Genomic DNA, 14487 nt, shown 5'->3' with positions numbered 1-14487 from the left:
GAAAGCCCCGGCTCACCCAACACCTCGGGCGGCGGCGACGTGCACCGCTGAGCAATCGTACAGAAGCGCCCGCCTGCCCACTCGTTAATATGGGGGGACCTGCCTAGGTTCGCTCAGTCCCTCGTCTCCCCACCCGGGAGGTCGCCCCTGTGAATCGACGTCTATTGATCGCCACGCTGCTCGCCTTGGTGCTTCCCGAGGCGGCCGTGGCCCAGGTCTACGTGATACCGCGCCGGGCCTACCGAGCGCCGGTGCACACCTACGAATTTGATTGGCGGCACCTGGACATCCTGGTCGGCCCCCAGGCCGAGGGTGTCGCCGCCCCTCCCGCCCACCGGGCCCACCAGCAGCCGCCTGGCGCCCCGGGTGGACCCACACCCACCGCGCCGCAGATGCGCTCGTCGGGTGTCCCTACCGCCGAGGCGCCGAAAGCTTCCCAGCAGGAGCAGGGCACGGGCGGCAGTCCCGTGGAGTCCGTGGAGCCGGGCAACCCCACGCGCGTGGTGGACAGGCAGGATGGCGGCACGCCCGAGGACCCGATCGCCACGGGAAGCTCGCTCTACGTGCCCATTGCCCTGTCAGCGGATGGAGGCACACCGGACGCGGGCCCCAAGTACGCCCAATCCCTGGGCGACAAGAGCGGCGGCGTGCGCTTCTACTTCTACGAGAGCGAGCGGAACGTGGCCCAGTACGCCGCGCCCCAGCTTGAAGACACCTACCGGTACCTCGTGGACCGCTTCAAGTTCGTCCCCACGCAGACGTTCCCGTACATCCTCTACAGCAGCTACCAGGAGTTCCTGCAGACCAACGTCACCGCGGTGTCCGAGGGCACGCTCGGTGTCACCAGCACCCAGGGCAACCTGGAGCTGACCCTGCCCTACCTGGGGGACCACCGGCAGTTCGGGGAGATCAGCTCCCACGAAATGGCCCACCAGTTCACCATCCAGAAGGTCCGCTTCCTGGCTGAACAGGCCAAGGTGGCGGGGGATCCGCTCAACGGCATTCCGCTCTGGTTCATCGAGGGCCTGGCCGAGTTCTACGCCAAGGGCGGGCTGGATCCCGAGGGCGAGATGATGGTGAGGGATCTACTCATCAACCCGGACCTGATGCGCGGCTACGCCTTCCTCGACTTCTGGTCGCCCGGGCCTTACGGCTTCGTGTGGATCTACAAGATGGGTCAGGCGCGCTGTCAGTTCCTCGAGGAGACGTACGGGGCGGGCTTCATCCAGAAGGTGTTGGACAACTCTCCCAAGCTCGTCTCCGGCACGGGCATGACGCCCAACCTCCAGTTCGAGGGGCTGCTGGAGATGCTCACCGGGGATGATCCGCAGAAGATCGCCGCGAAGTTCGAGAACTGGCTGAAGCAGCGCTCCTACCGCACCTATCTCAGGGCCGAGCAGTCCACGCCCAACATGGAGCTGCTGACCGAGCGCCGGGGCATCGTCACCGCGCTCAACAGCTCGAGCGACGGCCGGGTGATCATGTACCGGAGCATCATCCCGGAGACGGGCCAGAGCCAGCTCATCCTGGTGGACCCCCGCGCCCCCAACGACAGCGTGAAGGTGCAGGGTGACGGCGTGCCGGGCTACGAGTCGTTGCACCCCATCTTCGGGCGCAACTTCGCCCTGACGGACACCCGGCTGGCCTTCGTGGCCGAGTCCATGGCGCGCGACATCATCTACGTCCAGGAGTACAAGCACGACGCCCAGTCCCTCTCCCTGGGTGGGGCGCTGCCGGCAATGGGCCGCAGCCCCTACGTGAACAACCCCTCTGGGCTGCGCAAGGATCCGCCCTACCGGGTGGACTTCAACCTGGGCAAGCGCGAGGCCTACAGGCTCGCCGACCACGGACTGATCGCCGCGTACTCGCCGGCCTTCTCTCCGGATGGCAAGCAGCTGGCCTTCATCGGCCTGAGCGAGTCGGGCACGCGCGACGTGTACGTGCTGCCGCTCGACCAGGGGCTCGACGTGGAGCCGAAGCAGCTCACCCATGACGTGTACGCCGAGCGCAGCCTCGCCTGGGGCCCGGCGGGCATCGTCTTCACCTCGGACGCCACCTCGCACGGCTACTACAACCTCTTCCGCGTGAAGCCGGAGGATCCCAGCAAGGTGGAGCGCCTCACCACCGAGGCGCGCGATCACGCGGATCCCACGGTGCTGCCGGACGGTCGGCTCTTCTTCGTGGCCTACGAGAACAGCCGCTCGGACCTGCACGAGTACACCGGGGGCGGTGGCATCGTGCGGCGCACGGACGTGTCCACGGGTCTCTTCGAGCCGAGCCCCGGCCCGGATGGCAACCTGTGGCTGCTCTTCCACCTGTCGGGAGAGCGCAAGCCGGCCCTGCTGCGCTCGCAGCAACTGCTGAGCTTCGAGGTGGCACAGGCGACGAAGGCGGATGCGGGACCGCCCAGTCCCCTGCCTCAGCGCTCGCTGCAGGGTGCCGAGGCCTACAGGCCCTTCGCCCGAGAGAACATCGACCTGGGGCCCATCATGGGCTTCGCCGGCGGCGGTGGCGGTGGCTTCTACGGCCAGGTCTTCGCCTCGGCCATGGACCGGCTGCGCAACCACGCCATGCTGTTGCAGGTGGCGGTGTACGGCTCCTTTGATCTGACTGACGGTTACCTGCTCTACCTCAACCAGTCACAGCGCACGACGTGGGGCATGGGCCTCTTCCAGTCCCTGCGCTTCCGCGTGGACCAGTCCCTACGCGAGGCCGCTGCAGGCAGCACCCTGCCCTACTACCTGCTCATCTCCGGCGAGCGCTTCTTCGGCGCCACCGGCATCGCACGCTACCCGCTGAGCACCTTCACGTTCCTGGAGGCCAACCTCAGCATCGGCGGCTCCTCGTACTTCCTGGACCCGACGACCTCCTTCTTCCTCAACCTGCCGGAGATCAACGGCGTGGGTGACCTCTACACCCAGTGGCGCCAGAACCAGCCCGGCCTGCGCTTCCAGACGGAAGGCTCCCTGGCCTTCGGCTACAACACCCTGCGCTACCACTACACGGGCGTGCCCATCTCCGGCACCTCGTTCATGAGCGAGCTCACCACCGGCGTCCAGCCCTTCCACGGCGAGGTCTTCGGCAACGTGCGCCTGGACGCGGAGCGCTACTTCCCCATCCCGCTGGGCAGCACCCACATCATGCTGCGCGGCGGCGCGGGCACCTCCTTCGGCGGACGCTTCACCCGCTCCTTCTATCTCTCCAGCTTCGACACCATCCGAGGTGTGCCGTTCGGCGACGAGGAGTGGCTGCTGGGTCAGCACTACCTGTACTCCACGCTTGAGCTGCGCGTGCCGCTGGATGCGCTCATCCGCGTTGCCTTCCTCAACACTCTCATGGGCGTGGCGGGCTTCGACCTCGGTGGCGTGGGAAGCTCGGCCCGGGATATCTGGAACCGCCGCGTGCTCAATGCAGCCGTGGGCATCAACCTCGGCCTTGGCCCTCTCCTGCTGCGCCTGCACTTCGCCTACCCGTTCGACATCAACGCGCCCGTGGGCAGGCCGGCCGACGAGTGGGTGACTCAGTTCTCCATCGGCATGGCCGGACTCGAGGGCTACCTGTTCAAGCAGCACGGCTCGGCCAAGAAGAAGAAGGAAGCGCCCCAGCCGCCCGTGACGCTCGGTGGAATGGGCATGCGCGTGGGCGGCACAAACTGACGGGTTCTGCCTGAAGGACCCGAGACCCCCACCCCGTCCCTCTCTGCCGAGGGCACGCGGTGGGGGTTTCTCATGTCAGGACTGGGCAGCCACCAGGGCAGCGTTGGCTCGCGCCAGGGGGCCTCCTTCATGCGGAATCCGCTCGAAGTCGCCTCGCAGCGCCTTGAGGGCGAACTTCTCCAGGTCTATCTCCTTGCGCGTCCTCACGCCCAGCGCCCGCACCAGCTCCGACAGCGGGCCGAAGCCGAAGAGGCCATGCTGGAGCAGCAGACCCGCCGCCACCCCGCTCACGATCTTCCAACTCCGACCGTCCTTCGCCGCCAGCACCAGCCCGAGCACCGACACCGCGGACGCCGCCACCGTCACCACCCGGTTCAAGTCCCACTCGCGCTCCAACTTCTGCAGGTACTCGCTGATGGCTGGGCGATCCATCTGCTCCGCCATCTCCTGAACACACTTCTCCACCCGCGCATCAATCTTTCGGTTCACCCCGTCCGGCGTGTGCGTGCGCACCGAATCGGTCGACATCCGGTTCCAGGACTCCATCGCGCCTCACCTCCACTCTGGCTGGCCCGCTTCGTTCACAGGCCATCTGTCCGAAGCTAGGGATGGGTGCGCACACGGGTGAGGACATGCAGCCGGGCCCGGCCGTTCGCCCGCCAGTCCCCACTCCACCCCTGCTCGGCACACGGTCGGATGCCTAGCTTGCCCGGCGTGAATCGTCTTCCGCGCTTCCTGCTCGCTTGCCTCCTCTTCGGCACGGCATGCGTTCATCGCGAACACCCGCAGCAGCTGCGTATCCGCGAGGACCTGCCAGGCTCGGGGCCGGGGCTCTCGCTCGCCCTCTTTCAGTCCGTGGGCGTGGGGCTGCGGCCAGGTCATGTGGTGCGGCTGCTCCAGGACGAGCGCATCCTCACCACGCTCGAAGAGGAGATTCGCCAGGCCCGCGAGTCGCTTCACCTGCTCGTCTCCAGCTGGCAGCCAGGCGAGGCCTCGGAGCGCCTCATCCTCGCGCTCTCCGAGCGCCAGCCAGGCGTGGTGTGTCGCGTTCTGGTGGATCCCCTCCACAGCCCGGGATTCCAGGACGAGGTCCAGCCTCGGCTCGTCAAGGCGGGCTGTGAGGTGCGCAACTTCCGTCCCTTCGTCGGAGAGGAAGTGGTGTTCGCCGACGAGAGGCTGGAGGCACGCAATCACCGCCAGCTCGTCATCCGAGACGGCCGCAGCGGCCTCACCGGAGGCTCCGGCGTGGGGCCAGCCTGGCGTGGCGAGCAGGGGCCTAAGCACGCGTGGCGAGACACCTACGTCCACGTGGAGGGCCCGGCCGTGCGCCAGCTGCAACAGGCCTTCGCCAGGGACTGGCTGGAGGCGGGCGGAGGGCTGCTCCCGGAGTCGACCTTCCCCGCGCTCGAGCCTCAGGGCGAGGCGCGCGCGGGCTTCGTCGCGAGCACCGGCTCCCCCTCGCTCAGCCACTCCGAGCGGATGGTCCAGGTGCTCCTCGCCACCGCCCGCCGCCGCCTGTGGCTCACCAACGCCTGCTTCGTCCCCACTGCCGCCACGGTGGACACGCTCATCCGCAAGGCCCAGGAGGGCGTGGATGTCCGCATCCTGGTGCCCGGCCTCCAGCCCGAGGACAGCCGTGGAGTCCTCGCCGCGCAGCGCGCCTCTTATGAGCGCCTGCTGGAGAATGGCGTACGGCTCTGGGAGTACCAGAACGCGCCGCTGCACGCGCGCACGCTCGTGGTGGACGACCAGCTGGTCGCCGTGGGCTCCAACAACCTGGAACCCAACTCGAATGCGCTGCTCGAGGAGGGGGCCCTCGTCGTCGAGGATGCGCCGCTCGCCCACGAGCTCGCCGCCAGCTTCGAGCGGGATTTGACGTACGCGGTGGAGATCCGCCGGGACGAGTGGCGCGAGCGTGGGCTGTTCCAGCGCTTCAGCTTCCGGCTTCCGCCCTCGAACACCGGGTGCCGTTGAGCAGGTACGCGAGAGCCCAGACCGGACACCGGCAACCCCTCTCAGGAGAGACCTCTTCCCACTGGACGGTTTCGACCATCCGCCAGTGGACGGATAGGCCCCGGCTGCTCAGGCATCTCCCTTGCTCAGACGAAGCGCGATGAGAATCGCGCGCCTGCTCTGCACGTTCTTCGTTGCTTTGTCACTCGCCTGCGAACCCGATGGCAGTGCTCCGCCCACGATCAATGACGGGCAGACTCCCATCACGGACGACCCCGGCACCCCGTCCGAGCCATCTCCCTCGACGGAGAAACCGCCGAGGCCCGAGCCCCCCACACCACCGCCGCCACCGACACCACCGCAGCCCGAGCCGCCGCCTCCATCGGAACCCGAGGAACAGCGGCCCTTTGCCCTGCCCCAGGTCCAGGAGGCTCTGCAGGAGTACGAGCTGATCCTGCCTCCGGGTGTGTTGGAGATGTTCCTCGCCGACAAGTACACGCCGGAGCAGGACGCCATCTTCCGCCACAACGGCGTGAGCTATCCGGTGAAGGTGCGCCTGCGTGGGGCCTCGGCTCGTGATTTCCCCAAGAAGAGCTGGAACGTGAGCTTCGAGGACGGCGTGCGCTTCGAGGACCGCACCTCGCTCAACCTCGTCGCCGAGTACCAGGACGCATCAATGCTGGCGGAGAAGCTCGCCTATGATCTCCTGGCGGCCATGCGCGTACCGGCGCCTCGAGCGAAGTACGTACGGCTGAGCATCAACGGCCGCTACGAGGGCGTCTTCCTGGACATCGAGCAGGTCAACAAGTCCTTCCTGCGAGCCCACGACTTCGCGGACCGGGACGCCACCATCTACCGCGCCGGGTGGAAGGATACCGAGCTCAAGCTGCGCTCCTGGAAGGTGCCCTATCAAGGCGACTGGCAGCAAAAGACAAACGAGAAGACGCCCCACGACGAGGCGCTCGACGCGGTGCTGTACGTCATCAACCGCACCCCCGAGCCCGAGCTGCCCGACGCGCTCGCCCGGCACCTGGACCTGGAGGGCTACCTGCGCTCCATGGTGATGGATGCGCTCATGTCCAACAACTACATCGAGGACTCGGAGAGCTACTTCATCCACGACGAGGTGGCAGACCGCTGGGTGTACGTGGCGTGGGATCTCAACAACGTGGACGCGCGCTGGTGGCACGAAATAGCACTCGTCGAGAAGCCGGAGCCCCTCTACAAGCACCCGCTCTTCCCCTTCACCCTGACGGACGGGATGGTGGCCACGCGCTACGAGAACCGGAAGACGGTCCACCCGGGCTACCTGCCCGTCTTCTCCAACCTGGGGACCCGCGTGGTGGTGAACCCGGAGCTGCGCGCCCGGCTGGTGGACCGCCTCGACAAGGCGATGAGCGAGCTCTTCACCCTGGAGGTGTTGGGAGCCCACATCGACAAGCTGCACGCGCTCCTGACCCCGCACATGGCCGATGACCCGTACATGGACTTCGCGAAGTTCCAGGCGGGCCGCGCCTGGATGAGGGACTACGTCCACCTGCGGCGCGCGTTCGTCCTGAAGGAGCTGGAGCGCTACCGCGCGAGCAAGCCCGGGCTGGTGCTGGAGGCGCTGGATGCCCATGAAGGCTGGGTGGAGCTGGGCAACCGAGGAGAGAAGCCCGTGTCACTCGGAGGGATGGTGCTGACCACGAACCTGCGTCGGAGCATCCCCGCGCTGCTGAGGCCCGAGATACCGGCAGAGCCGCCCGCGGAGACGCCAACGTATGGCCCACCTCAGGGAGTCGTACTCGCGGAGCGCATGCTGAATCCGGGCGAGCGCGTGCGCTTCACCGCCGCCGAGCTGGGTCTCACCTTCACGCCCGATGGGGAGATCGGCGTCTTCGATGGCCGGTCGGTGGTGGGGATGAAGGACGTCCTCTTCTACGGGAAGCTTCCCGCCGGGAAGCACTACGAGCGCGCCAAAGACGGAGCGTGGGCGGTGCACTAATCCCATACATCCCCTCTCCCTTCGGGAGAGGGACGGGGTGAGGGTATTGGGTGAACCCGGGTTGAACCCCCTGTCCACACTGTGGGCCACAGGTTGAAGAACGGGCTCGGCTACCCTCACCCCCACCCTCTCCCGAGGGGAGAGGGAGCGTCATCCTGGACACTTTCCCGAAGGGATGAAGCGACTCGCGCCAGCGGAGATGAAGCCGGGGGGTGCTCCACCGCTGACGCGAGACCTCTCGGGATGAGGACAGGAGAGGCGGGGCTACTTCGGGCAGCCGCCCTCCTCGCCCAACGCCAGGGTCGTAACGGTGCCGCCCTCCTCGCCGATCGCATAGGTGGTGATAACACCACCACCCTCCTCGCCCACCGCCTCGGTCGTGCCGACCCCGTTGCCACCGCGAACCTCCTCCAGATCCTTCGCGGGTAGCTCGTAATCGATGAAGGTCTTCTTCTTGCCGGTCTTGCGCATCACGTTCTCCTTCGAGTGAAGAGAAAGCTGAAGCTCCCTCCTCTCTGGACGGAGAGCACAGGCGTGATTTGTGATTGTCTCGATCCAGGACCAGAACGCCTGAGTGCCTGCTCGACCTCAGGCCCCTGGACCCGACGCAGCGGCTCGGGAACCAGCGGAACCCATTCCCAGACAGGGGGAGGTGGAAGCACGCCCGCCGAGATAGGGCAGGCCCTCGAGGTGCGTTACCGAGAAGCCCTCGTCCACGAGGTATTTGGCGCACGTCAACCCCGCCAGTCCTCCGCCCGCAGTCACGACCCGCTTCGCCATACCGTTCCCATCCCTAGGCCCGCCGAGGAACCAGTGGCTTGGGAGGGGCGGAGGGGACCGCCAGGCCCCGAGGCCGGGTGTCCTCTCGACCCGCCCGCACCAGCGCCCAGCCCACAACCACCAACAGGGCTCCAAAGAGGAGGAAACCCACGTCCCAGGCGAGCTGCCCCGCGCCGGGGTGGACGTGGTGGATTCCGAGCAGGTGATGGTCGATGAGCCCTTCCACCAGGTTGAAGGCGCCCCATCCAATAGAGAGGGAACCCACGAAGGTGCGAGTCGACCAGGGCACCTCGGGACGCTGCCCCGCGCGCCACAGGAGGCCGATGCCAATCGCCGTCACCAGCCAGGTGAAAGCATGGAAGAGGCCGTCCCAGAACATGTTGACCTTCATCGCGACCAGGTCCGTAGGTGGCAGCCGGGACGAGAGCATGTTGTGCCACTGGAGCAACTGGTGCAGCAGGATGCCGTCGATGAAGCCTCCCAGGCCCGTACCGAGCAGCACCCCCGACGAGATGATCGCCCCCTGATGCCGTGGAGTCTCCGCCATGGTCTTCCTCTCCGCCGCGGTCACGTTTCGGCTCCTGACTCGTTCCTGTCGCGTGCGGGGACCACGTCGCGCGGCGACAGTCCTACCCGATACAGCAGCGCGCTCAGGGACCCGATGAGCAGGAACGGCACGGTCATCGTCACCAGCAGGTTCCAGAAGTCCTCGCCCACAACGGAGGCCCTCACCACCTGAGCGGTAGGGCAGCTCGGGCAGGCAAACACGGCCGTTGTCGCCAGCGAGCCCGCCACCGCGACGAAGGGATGAAACCGGCTGTGCCTCATTTGGATGTCCCCCGGCTCGATGCTCCGCAGCGAGGGTAAGCACGGAAAAGAAGCGGAACAGGAGACGGTGAAACCAGGCAGCCAGAGGAGGGGTGGAGCGCCAGGTCCATCCAAACGGACTCCCGATACAAGGTGCGGGATGGGGCGGACGTGCAAGTGCGCCAAAGGACTAGACCCTGCGTACGGCAGGGAGACTGCAAACAGGCGGCGCGACTCCCATTCGCCAGAAGGAACCACCCATGCGTCGCTTGATGTCCGCCCTCCTCCTCGTCGTCATCTCCACCGGCTGCGTGAGCACGACGGTGATTCGCTCCGATCCCAGTGGTGCCACGATCAAGTCCCGCTTCGGCGAGGTCCTCGGTAGGACACCGTACGAGTACAGCGACTCGGCCACCGTCAATCACACCGAAAGCTTCGTCCTCGAGCTGGAGGGCTACAGGTCCGAGTACGTCACCATCCGGCGAGACCAGTGGAACGGAGCACGCACCGCGGGCGGCATCATCGGTGGGCTGCTCGTGTTCCCCGTCTTCGCCACCCTGCTCTGGGCCACCGACTACAAGGAGGGCTACTACGTGGAGTTGAGGGAGGATCCGCGGCAGTCGCGGGATGAGGCGGAACGGTCGTCCGGCCGTGCTGCTCCCGAGCGCCAGCACACCTCGCATCGCTGAACCCTTTCATCAACGTGGGTGAGGCTCACCGGCGCTCGCGAACCTCCAGCGTCCTGCGAGCGCTGAGCCCCCGGTCGTCCGAGACGAGAATCTCGTGGGTGCCCACCGAGGGTGCCCACCACACCCGTTCGTCCGCTCGCGCCGAGGCCAGGAAGGCTCCATCCACGAACCACGTCAACTCCCGGTCCCCGTCCGCCTCGGCCTCCAGCGGGACATCCTGTTGATCCGCCGGGACACCCGGGATGAGGAGCGCCACCTGGCCCAGTCCCGGCGAGAGGATCTCCGGAGCCCGCTGGACGCCTCCGGGCTCACAGCCGGGCGCGGGAGCAGGAGGCTGGGGCAACAGGCGGTGTTGTTCGGCGAGCCAGCGCCGGATGCTCGCCGGCCAAGAGAGGTACACACGCGACTCCGTCTGTCGCCCAGCCCGGCACGAGGGAGTCACTGCCAGCCCCGTCTTCACGTCCACCTCCACCCGCTGGTGGTAGGGGCAGGTCTCCGTCGGCACATGGCTGCGCTTCGCGAACACGAAGCTCCGCTGGGTACAGGCGTCCGTCGGCAGGTAGCCTGAATAGGCGCAGACCTCTACCTGGGTGAGCTCCGAGGGCACCACCGCGTCCGCGTCCTCGAGTCTACCCCGAGGCCCCAGGCCCTCCAGGATGTCGAAGAGGAGCGGCCCGGCTGCATCCGCGCCCACGAGGTGCACGCTGGGGGAGTTGTCGAAGTTGCCCACCCATACCACCCCGGTGTGCCGGGGCCCCGAGCCCGCCGCCCACGCGTCCCGGTGGCCGAAGCTCGTGCCCGTCTTCCAGTGCACCCGTGGAGGCAGGCCCGTCAGCTTGCGACGCACCGGGAAGTCCGGCCGGTCCCTCAGCGCCAATGCGCGACGGGTGAGCCACGCCGCCCCAGGCGAGAAGAGCGTCTGAGCGCCCCCTGAGGGCTGCCCTTCGTCCAGCAGCTTCAGCGGACGCGCGTGGCCGTCCTCGGCGATGGCCAGGTAGACCCCCGCCAACTCGAGCGGCGTGAGCTCAATGCCGCCCACCGACGCAGAGAGCCCGTAATGGCCCGGGTCCGGGTGCAGGCTCGTCACTCCCGCCAGCCGCAATGCCCCGAGGAAGCGCTCGACCCCGAGCCGCTGCAACAGCTTCACGAAAGGCAGGTTGAGTGACTGGGAGAGCGCATCCTCCAGCCGAACCAGCCCCTGGAAGCGTCCATCGAAGTTGCGCGGCGTGTAGGTGCCGTACGAGGTGGGGATGTCCGGCACCAGTTGCTCCGGCCCGGCGAGTCCCTGGTCGATGGCCAGCGCATAGATGAGCGGCTTGAGCGCCGAGCCCGGCGAGCGCATCGTCGCGAAACCCGGCAGTTGCCCGCCATGCGCGGTGTCAAAGAAGTCGAAGTTGCCCACCAGCGCGACCACCTCCGCGCGCTCCCGGTCCACCACCACCGCCGTCCCGTTGTGGATGCCCTTCTCGCGCAGCTCCGGCGCGGACTCCCGCATCAACCGCTCCACCAGTCGCTGAGAGCCCGCCTCCAGCGTCGTGCGCAGTCGCCCCCGTCCGGGCCGCTGGGCACGCAGCCACACCGCCGCGTGCGGCGCTTCGCGTGGGAAGGGCGTGAGCAGGGAGGGCACCGCCGTGGCACGCACCTCCGCCAGCGCCGCCTCCGGTGTCACCCGCGCCCCCTCGGGCCCGAGCGGCAGCGCCTCCTCGTCGAAGAGCCGCTGCGCCACCTCGTCCCGCGCCTGCTTCAGCCGCGCCGCGTTCGCCGGCGAGGGGTAGCGCCGGTTGGGGTTCTGCGGCACCGCCAGCAGCGTGGCCATCTCCGCCGGACTCAGGTGCGTCGCGCGGTGTCCGAAGTACGCCAGTGCCGCAGCCTCCACCCCCTCCACATTCCGCCCATAAGGGACGAACTGCAGGTAGGCCGCGAGGAGCTCCTTCTTGGACAGCCGCACCTCCAACTGCACGGCCCGCAGGGACTCGATGAGCTTGGACATGAGCGTGCGCGGCCGGGGCTCCAGCACTCGCACCAACTGCATGGTCAGCGTGGACGCCCCGGACACCCGCCGGCCTCGCAGCACGTTGGTTACCGCCGCTCGGACCACCGCGATGGGGTCTACGCCCGGGTGCCAGAAGAAGCGTTTGTCCTCCAGCACCAGCAGCGCCTGGACGTAGGCCGGGTCCACCTCCTCCACCACCGTGGGCACCCGCCACCGCTCGTCCGGCGCCAGGAAGACGTGCGCTGGCGAGCCGTCCCGATACTCCACGACAACCGAGTGTGACTGGGAGAGTCGCTCGGGCAGGGGCACCCACCAGACCGCGGCCAGGGCTGCGAGCGTGAGGCCCAGAAGGACGAGGGCTCCCTGGAGAAGCCTCTTCCTGGAGAGACGAAGTGACGGCATGGGAATCCGGTTTCCAGCCAGACCTTACCAGCTCCGCCCACGAGCTCGCCCGGTATGATGAGAACGTGCCCTCCGCCTCCATGGAACCGACACCGCGCATACTGCTCGTCGAGGATGATGAACGCCTGGCCAAGCTGGTCCAAACGTTCCTGCAGAGTCAGGGCTTTCAGGTCCGCTGGGTAGGAGACGGCCAGGAGGCCATGAAGGCCATCCGGAGCGAGCCGCCGGATTGCGTCATCCTGGACATCTTGCTGCCAGGAGTGGATGGCATCGAGGTCTGCCGGCAGGTGCGGCCGACGTATCACGGCTGGATCCTCATGCTCACCGCCCAGGATGAGGACATCAACGAGGTCGTTGCCCTGGACACCGGCGCAGACGACTACCTGACCAAGCCCGTGCGCCCGCACGTCTTGCTCTCCCGCCTGCGTGCACTGCTGCGACGGGCGAGCCGCGGAATCCCGAAGGTGTCCGAACCCGCCTCCCTCGACGAGGGCAAGGTGATCACCGCCCAGGAGCTGCGCATTGATGGTGACCGCCGCACGGTGAGCCGCGCCGGGGAACCGATCGTGCTGACCGATGCGGAGTTCGATCTGCTGTGGCTGCTGGCCAGCCGCGCCCCCGCCATCCTCACCCGCGACGACATCCTCTCGGAGCTGCGCGGAATCGAGCACGACGGTCTGGACCGCTCCATTGACATGCGCATCTCCAAGCTGCGCAGGAAGCTGGGAGATGATCAGCCACCGCATCAGCTCATCAAGACCGTACGAGGCCGGGGCTATCTCTTCGCTCGAAGCTGAGAGGCCGCTGTCACCATGAGCCCTCCTGCCCGCACGTTCCGCCGCCTGTTCCATCCCATGAGCAGCCTGTTCGCGCGCATGTACGTCGGGATCATCGTGGCGCTCGTGCTGGCCGTCGCAGTGATGGCCTTCATGGCCACCCAGCGGTTGACCTCGAAGGGGACGGACGAAGCACAGGCCGAGCAACAGGCCGAAGAGTCCGCCAGGGAGTTCGAGCAACTCAACCAGGGCCTGCATTGGCTCCTCGAGAATCAGCTCCGCTCCCAGCCTCGCGAGCGCTGGGCGGCCATCGTCAATGAATGGCAGTCACACTTCAGCCACCCCATCGCGCTGCGGTCGAAAGCCGAGGTGCTCACCCAGGAGCTCCCAAAGCGTACCCGGGAGCGCCTGCTCACAGGCCAGCCCACAGCCTGGATGAGATCACCCGGGCTCACCGGCGAGCGGGTGGACCTGCTCCTGCCGCTGGCAGACTCGGAGCTCGTGTTGGTCCAGGAGGTGCTGTTCGGTCCTCCCCGAGAGCTGGTGCTGGAGTTCCTCGCACAAGAGCTGGCTATCTTGTTGCTGGTCTTAGGCGTGGCGGTGCTCGTGCTTACTTTTCCCCTGTACCGCCATGTCACGCGGCTGGCCGCCACCACGAACGCCTTCGGTCGCGGAGAGCTCGGGGCCCGGGCCGAGACCCGAGTACCAGAGCCTATCGGTCATCTGGCCCGCACCTTCAATGACATGGCGGAGCGGATCCACCGCATGACCCAGGAGCAGCAGGCCACGCTGCAGGCCATCTCCCACGAGCTGCGCACCCCTATTTCCCGGCTGCACTTCGCTCTCGATATGGCGCGGCATGCGCAAGGACAGAGCGAGTGGGAGTCGCAGCTGGCGGACATGGGCAAGGACGTGGAGGAGCTCGATGCACTGGTGGAAGAGCTCCTCACCTACACCCGCCTGCACCGGGATGCGCCGCCCTTGGAGTGGGAGTCCATCGAGCTGGTGGCGCTCGTGACGGAGTTGATCCAGCAGCTCGCGCTGTTCTCGCCCCACCTCCGAATCCTGCTCGTCGCCGATGGCTCGCTGGAGTGCCAGGGCTCCCCCCGCTACCTGCGTCGGGCCATCAGCAACCTCATCCGCAACGCCCAACGTCATGCCCGCACGGAGATACGGGTCCAGTTGGAGAAGGGCGACTCGGGCTACTCCGTGCTCGTCGACGATGACGGCCCGGGTATCCCGCCTCAGGACAGGGAGCGCATCTTCCTGCCCTTCACCCGCCTGGACGACAGCCGCAACCGCAAGACGGGTGGTCACGGGCTGGGGCTGGCCATCGTCCACCGCATCATGCAAGCGCACCAGGGAAGCGCCCGTGTAGCAGACACGCCCCTGGGCGGCGCTCGCATCATCCTGTCCTGGCCCCAGCGCTGAGGGCTCACCTCGA

12 protein-coding genes are annotated in these 14487 nt (G+C 67.4%); 6 read left to right on the top strand and 6 right to left on the bottom strand.

Annotation, left to right across the window (positions count from 1 at the left end; genetic code table 11):
• The first annotated feature begins 149 nt into the window (after positions 1 to 149).
• Positions 150 to 3656: a tolB protein precursor protein gene (locus tag F0U60_RS17005; protein WP_395820858.1), complete on the top strand. Its 3507-nt coding sequence runs from the start codon at positions 150 to 152 to the stop codon at positions 3654 to 3656.
• A 75-nt stretch (positions 3657 to 3731) separates the two neighbouring features.
• On the opposite strand, the gene F0U60_RS17000 is transcribed toward F0U60_RS17005, so the two are convergent.
• Positions 3732 to 4184 carry a hypothetical protein gene (locus F0U60_RS17000; RefSeq protein ID WP_395820855.1) on the bottom strand — a complete coding sequence of 151 codons (453 nt, stop codon included), beginning with the start codon at positions 4182 to 4184 and terminating at the stop codon, positions 3732 to 3734.
• Positions 4185 to 4370: 186 nt separating this feature from the next.
• Between F0U60_RS17000 and F0U60_RS16995 the strand changes: the two genes are divergently transcribed.
• Together F0U60_RS16995 and F0U60_RS16990 are read left to right on the top strand one after the other, a co-directional pair.
• Entirely contained in the window at positions 4371 to 5630 is a 1260-nt protein-coding gene (locus tag F0U60_RS16995) for a phosphatidylserine/phosphatidylglycerophosphate/cardiolipin synthase family protein (protein ID WP_395820852.1), read from the top strand.
• Between the two features lie 139 nt (positions 5631 to 5769).
• The gene (locus tag F0U60_RS16990) at positions 5770 to 7596 is read left to right on the top strand and encodes a CotH kinase family protein (protein ID WP_395820849.1); all 1827 of its coding nucleotides are present in this window, start codon (positions 5770 to 5772) and stop codon (positions 7594 to 7596) included.
• Positions 7597 to 7860: 264 nt separating this feature from the next.
• Here the strand turns inward: F0U60_RS16990 and F0U60_RS16985 are convergent, their stop codons facing one another.
• The 4 genes from F0U60_RS16985 to F0U60_RS16970 all read right to left on the bottom strand — a co-directional run bounded on the left by F0U60_RS16985 (position 7861) and on the right by F0U60_RS16970 (position 9204).
• On the bottom strand, positions 7861 to 8070 hold the full coding sequence (locus F0U60_RS16985; RefSeq protein ID WP_395820846.1) for a hypothetical protein: 210 nt from the start codon (positions 8068 to 8070) through the stop codon (positions 7861 to 7863).
• 114 nt (positions 8071 to 8184) lie between these two features.
• Entirely contained in the window at positions 8185 to 8376 is a 192-nt protein-coding gene (locus F0U60_RS16980; RefSeq protein WP_395820843.1) for an NAD(P)-binding protein, read from the bottom strand.
• Between the two features lie 13 nt (positions 8377 to 8389).
• Positions 8390 to 8923, bottom strand: a complete 534-nt coding sequence (locus tag F0U60_RS16975) for a DUF2243 domain-containing protein (protein WP_395820840.1) — start codon at positions 8921 to 8923, stop codon at positions 8390 to 8392.
• A gap of 20 nt (positions 8924 to 8943) precedes the next feature.
• A complete protein-coding gene (locus F0U60_RS16970) occupies positions 8944 to 9204 on the bottom strand; it encodes a hypothetical protein (protein ID WP_395820837.1) in 261 nt (86 codons plus the stop codon).
• Positions 9205 to 9443: 239 nt separating this feature from the next.
• Between F0U60_RS16970 and F0U60_RS16965 the strand changes: the two genes are divergently transcribed.
• Entirely contained in the window at positions 9444 to 9872 is a 429-nt protein-coding gene (locus tag F0U60_RS16965) for a hypothetical protein (protein ID WP_395820834.1), read from the top strand.
• A gap of 25 nt (positions 9873 to 9897) precedes the next feature.
• Here F0U60_RS16965 and pbpC read toward each other — a convergent pair whose 3' ends face one another.
• Positions 9898 to 12267, bottom strand: a complete 2370-nt coding sequence (pbpC, locus tag F0U60_RS16960; protein WP_395820832.1) for a penicillin-binding protein 1C — start codon at positions 12265 to 12267, stop codon at positions 9898 to 9900.
• On the opposite strand from pbpC, the gene F0U60_RS16955 reads away from it, so the two are divergent.
• Together F0U60_RS16955 and F0U60_RS16950 are read left to right on the top strand one after the other, a co-directional pair.
• Positions 12258 to 13064, top strand: a complete 807-nt coding sequence (locus F0U60_RS16955) for a response regulator (RefSeq protein ID WP_395820829.1) — start codon at positions 12258 to 12260, stop codon at positions 13062 to 13064. The genes pbpC and F0U60_RS16955 overlap by 10 nt on opposite strands.
• A 15-nt stretch (positions 13065 to 13079) precedes the next feature.
• Complete coding sequence (locus F0U60_RS16950) at positions 13080 to 14474, top strand: ATP-binding protein (RefSeq protein ID WP_395820826.1); 1395 nt, start codon at positions 13080 to 13082, stop codon at positions 14472 to 14474.
• Positions 14475 to 14487: the final 13 nt, after the last annotated feature.

This window comes from Archangium minus, from assembly GCF_044360475.1.
GTDB lineage: Bacteria > Myxococcota > Myxococcia > Myxococcales > Myxococcaceae > Archangium > Archangium minus.
Note: the sequence above shows the minus strand (reverse complement) of the source record. Positions and strands in the feature narration are given on the sequence as shown.

What these genes read in the sequence shown, in the direction of transcription:
- F0U60_RS17000 (WP_395820855.1), bottom strand. Translation starts at nt 4,184, where the DNA reads ATGTCGACCGATTCGGTGCGCACGCACACGCCGGACGGGGTGAACCGA.
- F0U60_RS16990 (WP_395820849.1), top strand. Translation starts at nt 5,770, where the DNA reads ATGAGAATCGCGCGCCTGCTCTGCACGTTCTTCGTTGCTTTGTCACTC.
- F0U60_RS16980 (WP_395820843.1), bottom strand. Translation starts at nt 8,376, where the DNA reads ATGGCGAAGCGGGTCGTGACTGCGGGCGGAGGACTGGCGGGGTTGACG.
- F0U60_RS16975 (WP_395820840.1), bottom strand. Translation starts at nt 8,923, where the DNA reads ATGGCGGAGACTCCACGGCATCAGGGGGCGATCATCTCGTCGGGGGTG.
- F0U60_RS16970 (WP_395820837.1), bottom strand. Translation starts at nt 9,204, where the DNA reads ATGAGGCACAGCCGGTTTCATCCCTTCGTCGCGGTGGCGGGCTCGCTG.
- F0U60_RS16965 (WP_395820834.1), top strand. Translation starts at nt 9,444, where the DNA reads ATGCGTCGCTTGATGTCCGCCCTCCTCCTCGTCGTCATCTCCACCGGC.
- pbpC (WP_395820832.1), bottom strand. Translation starts at nt 12,267, where the DNA reads ATGCCGTCACTTCGTCTCTCCAGGAAGAGGCTTCTCCAGGGAGCCCTC.
- F0U60_RS16950 (WP_395820826.1), top strand. Translation starts at nt 13,080, where the DNA reads ATGAGCCCTCCTGCCCGCACGTTCCGCCGCCTGTTCCATCCCATGAGC.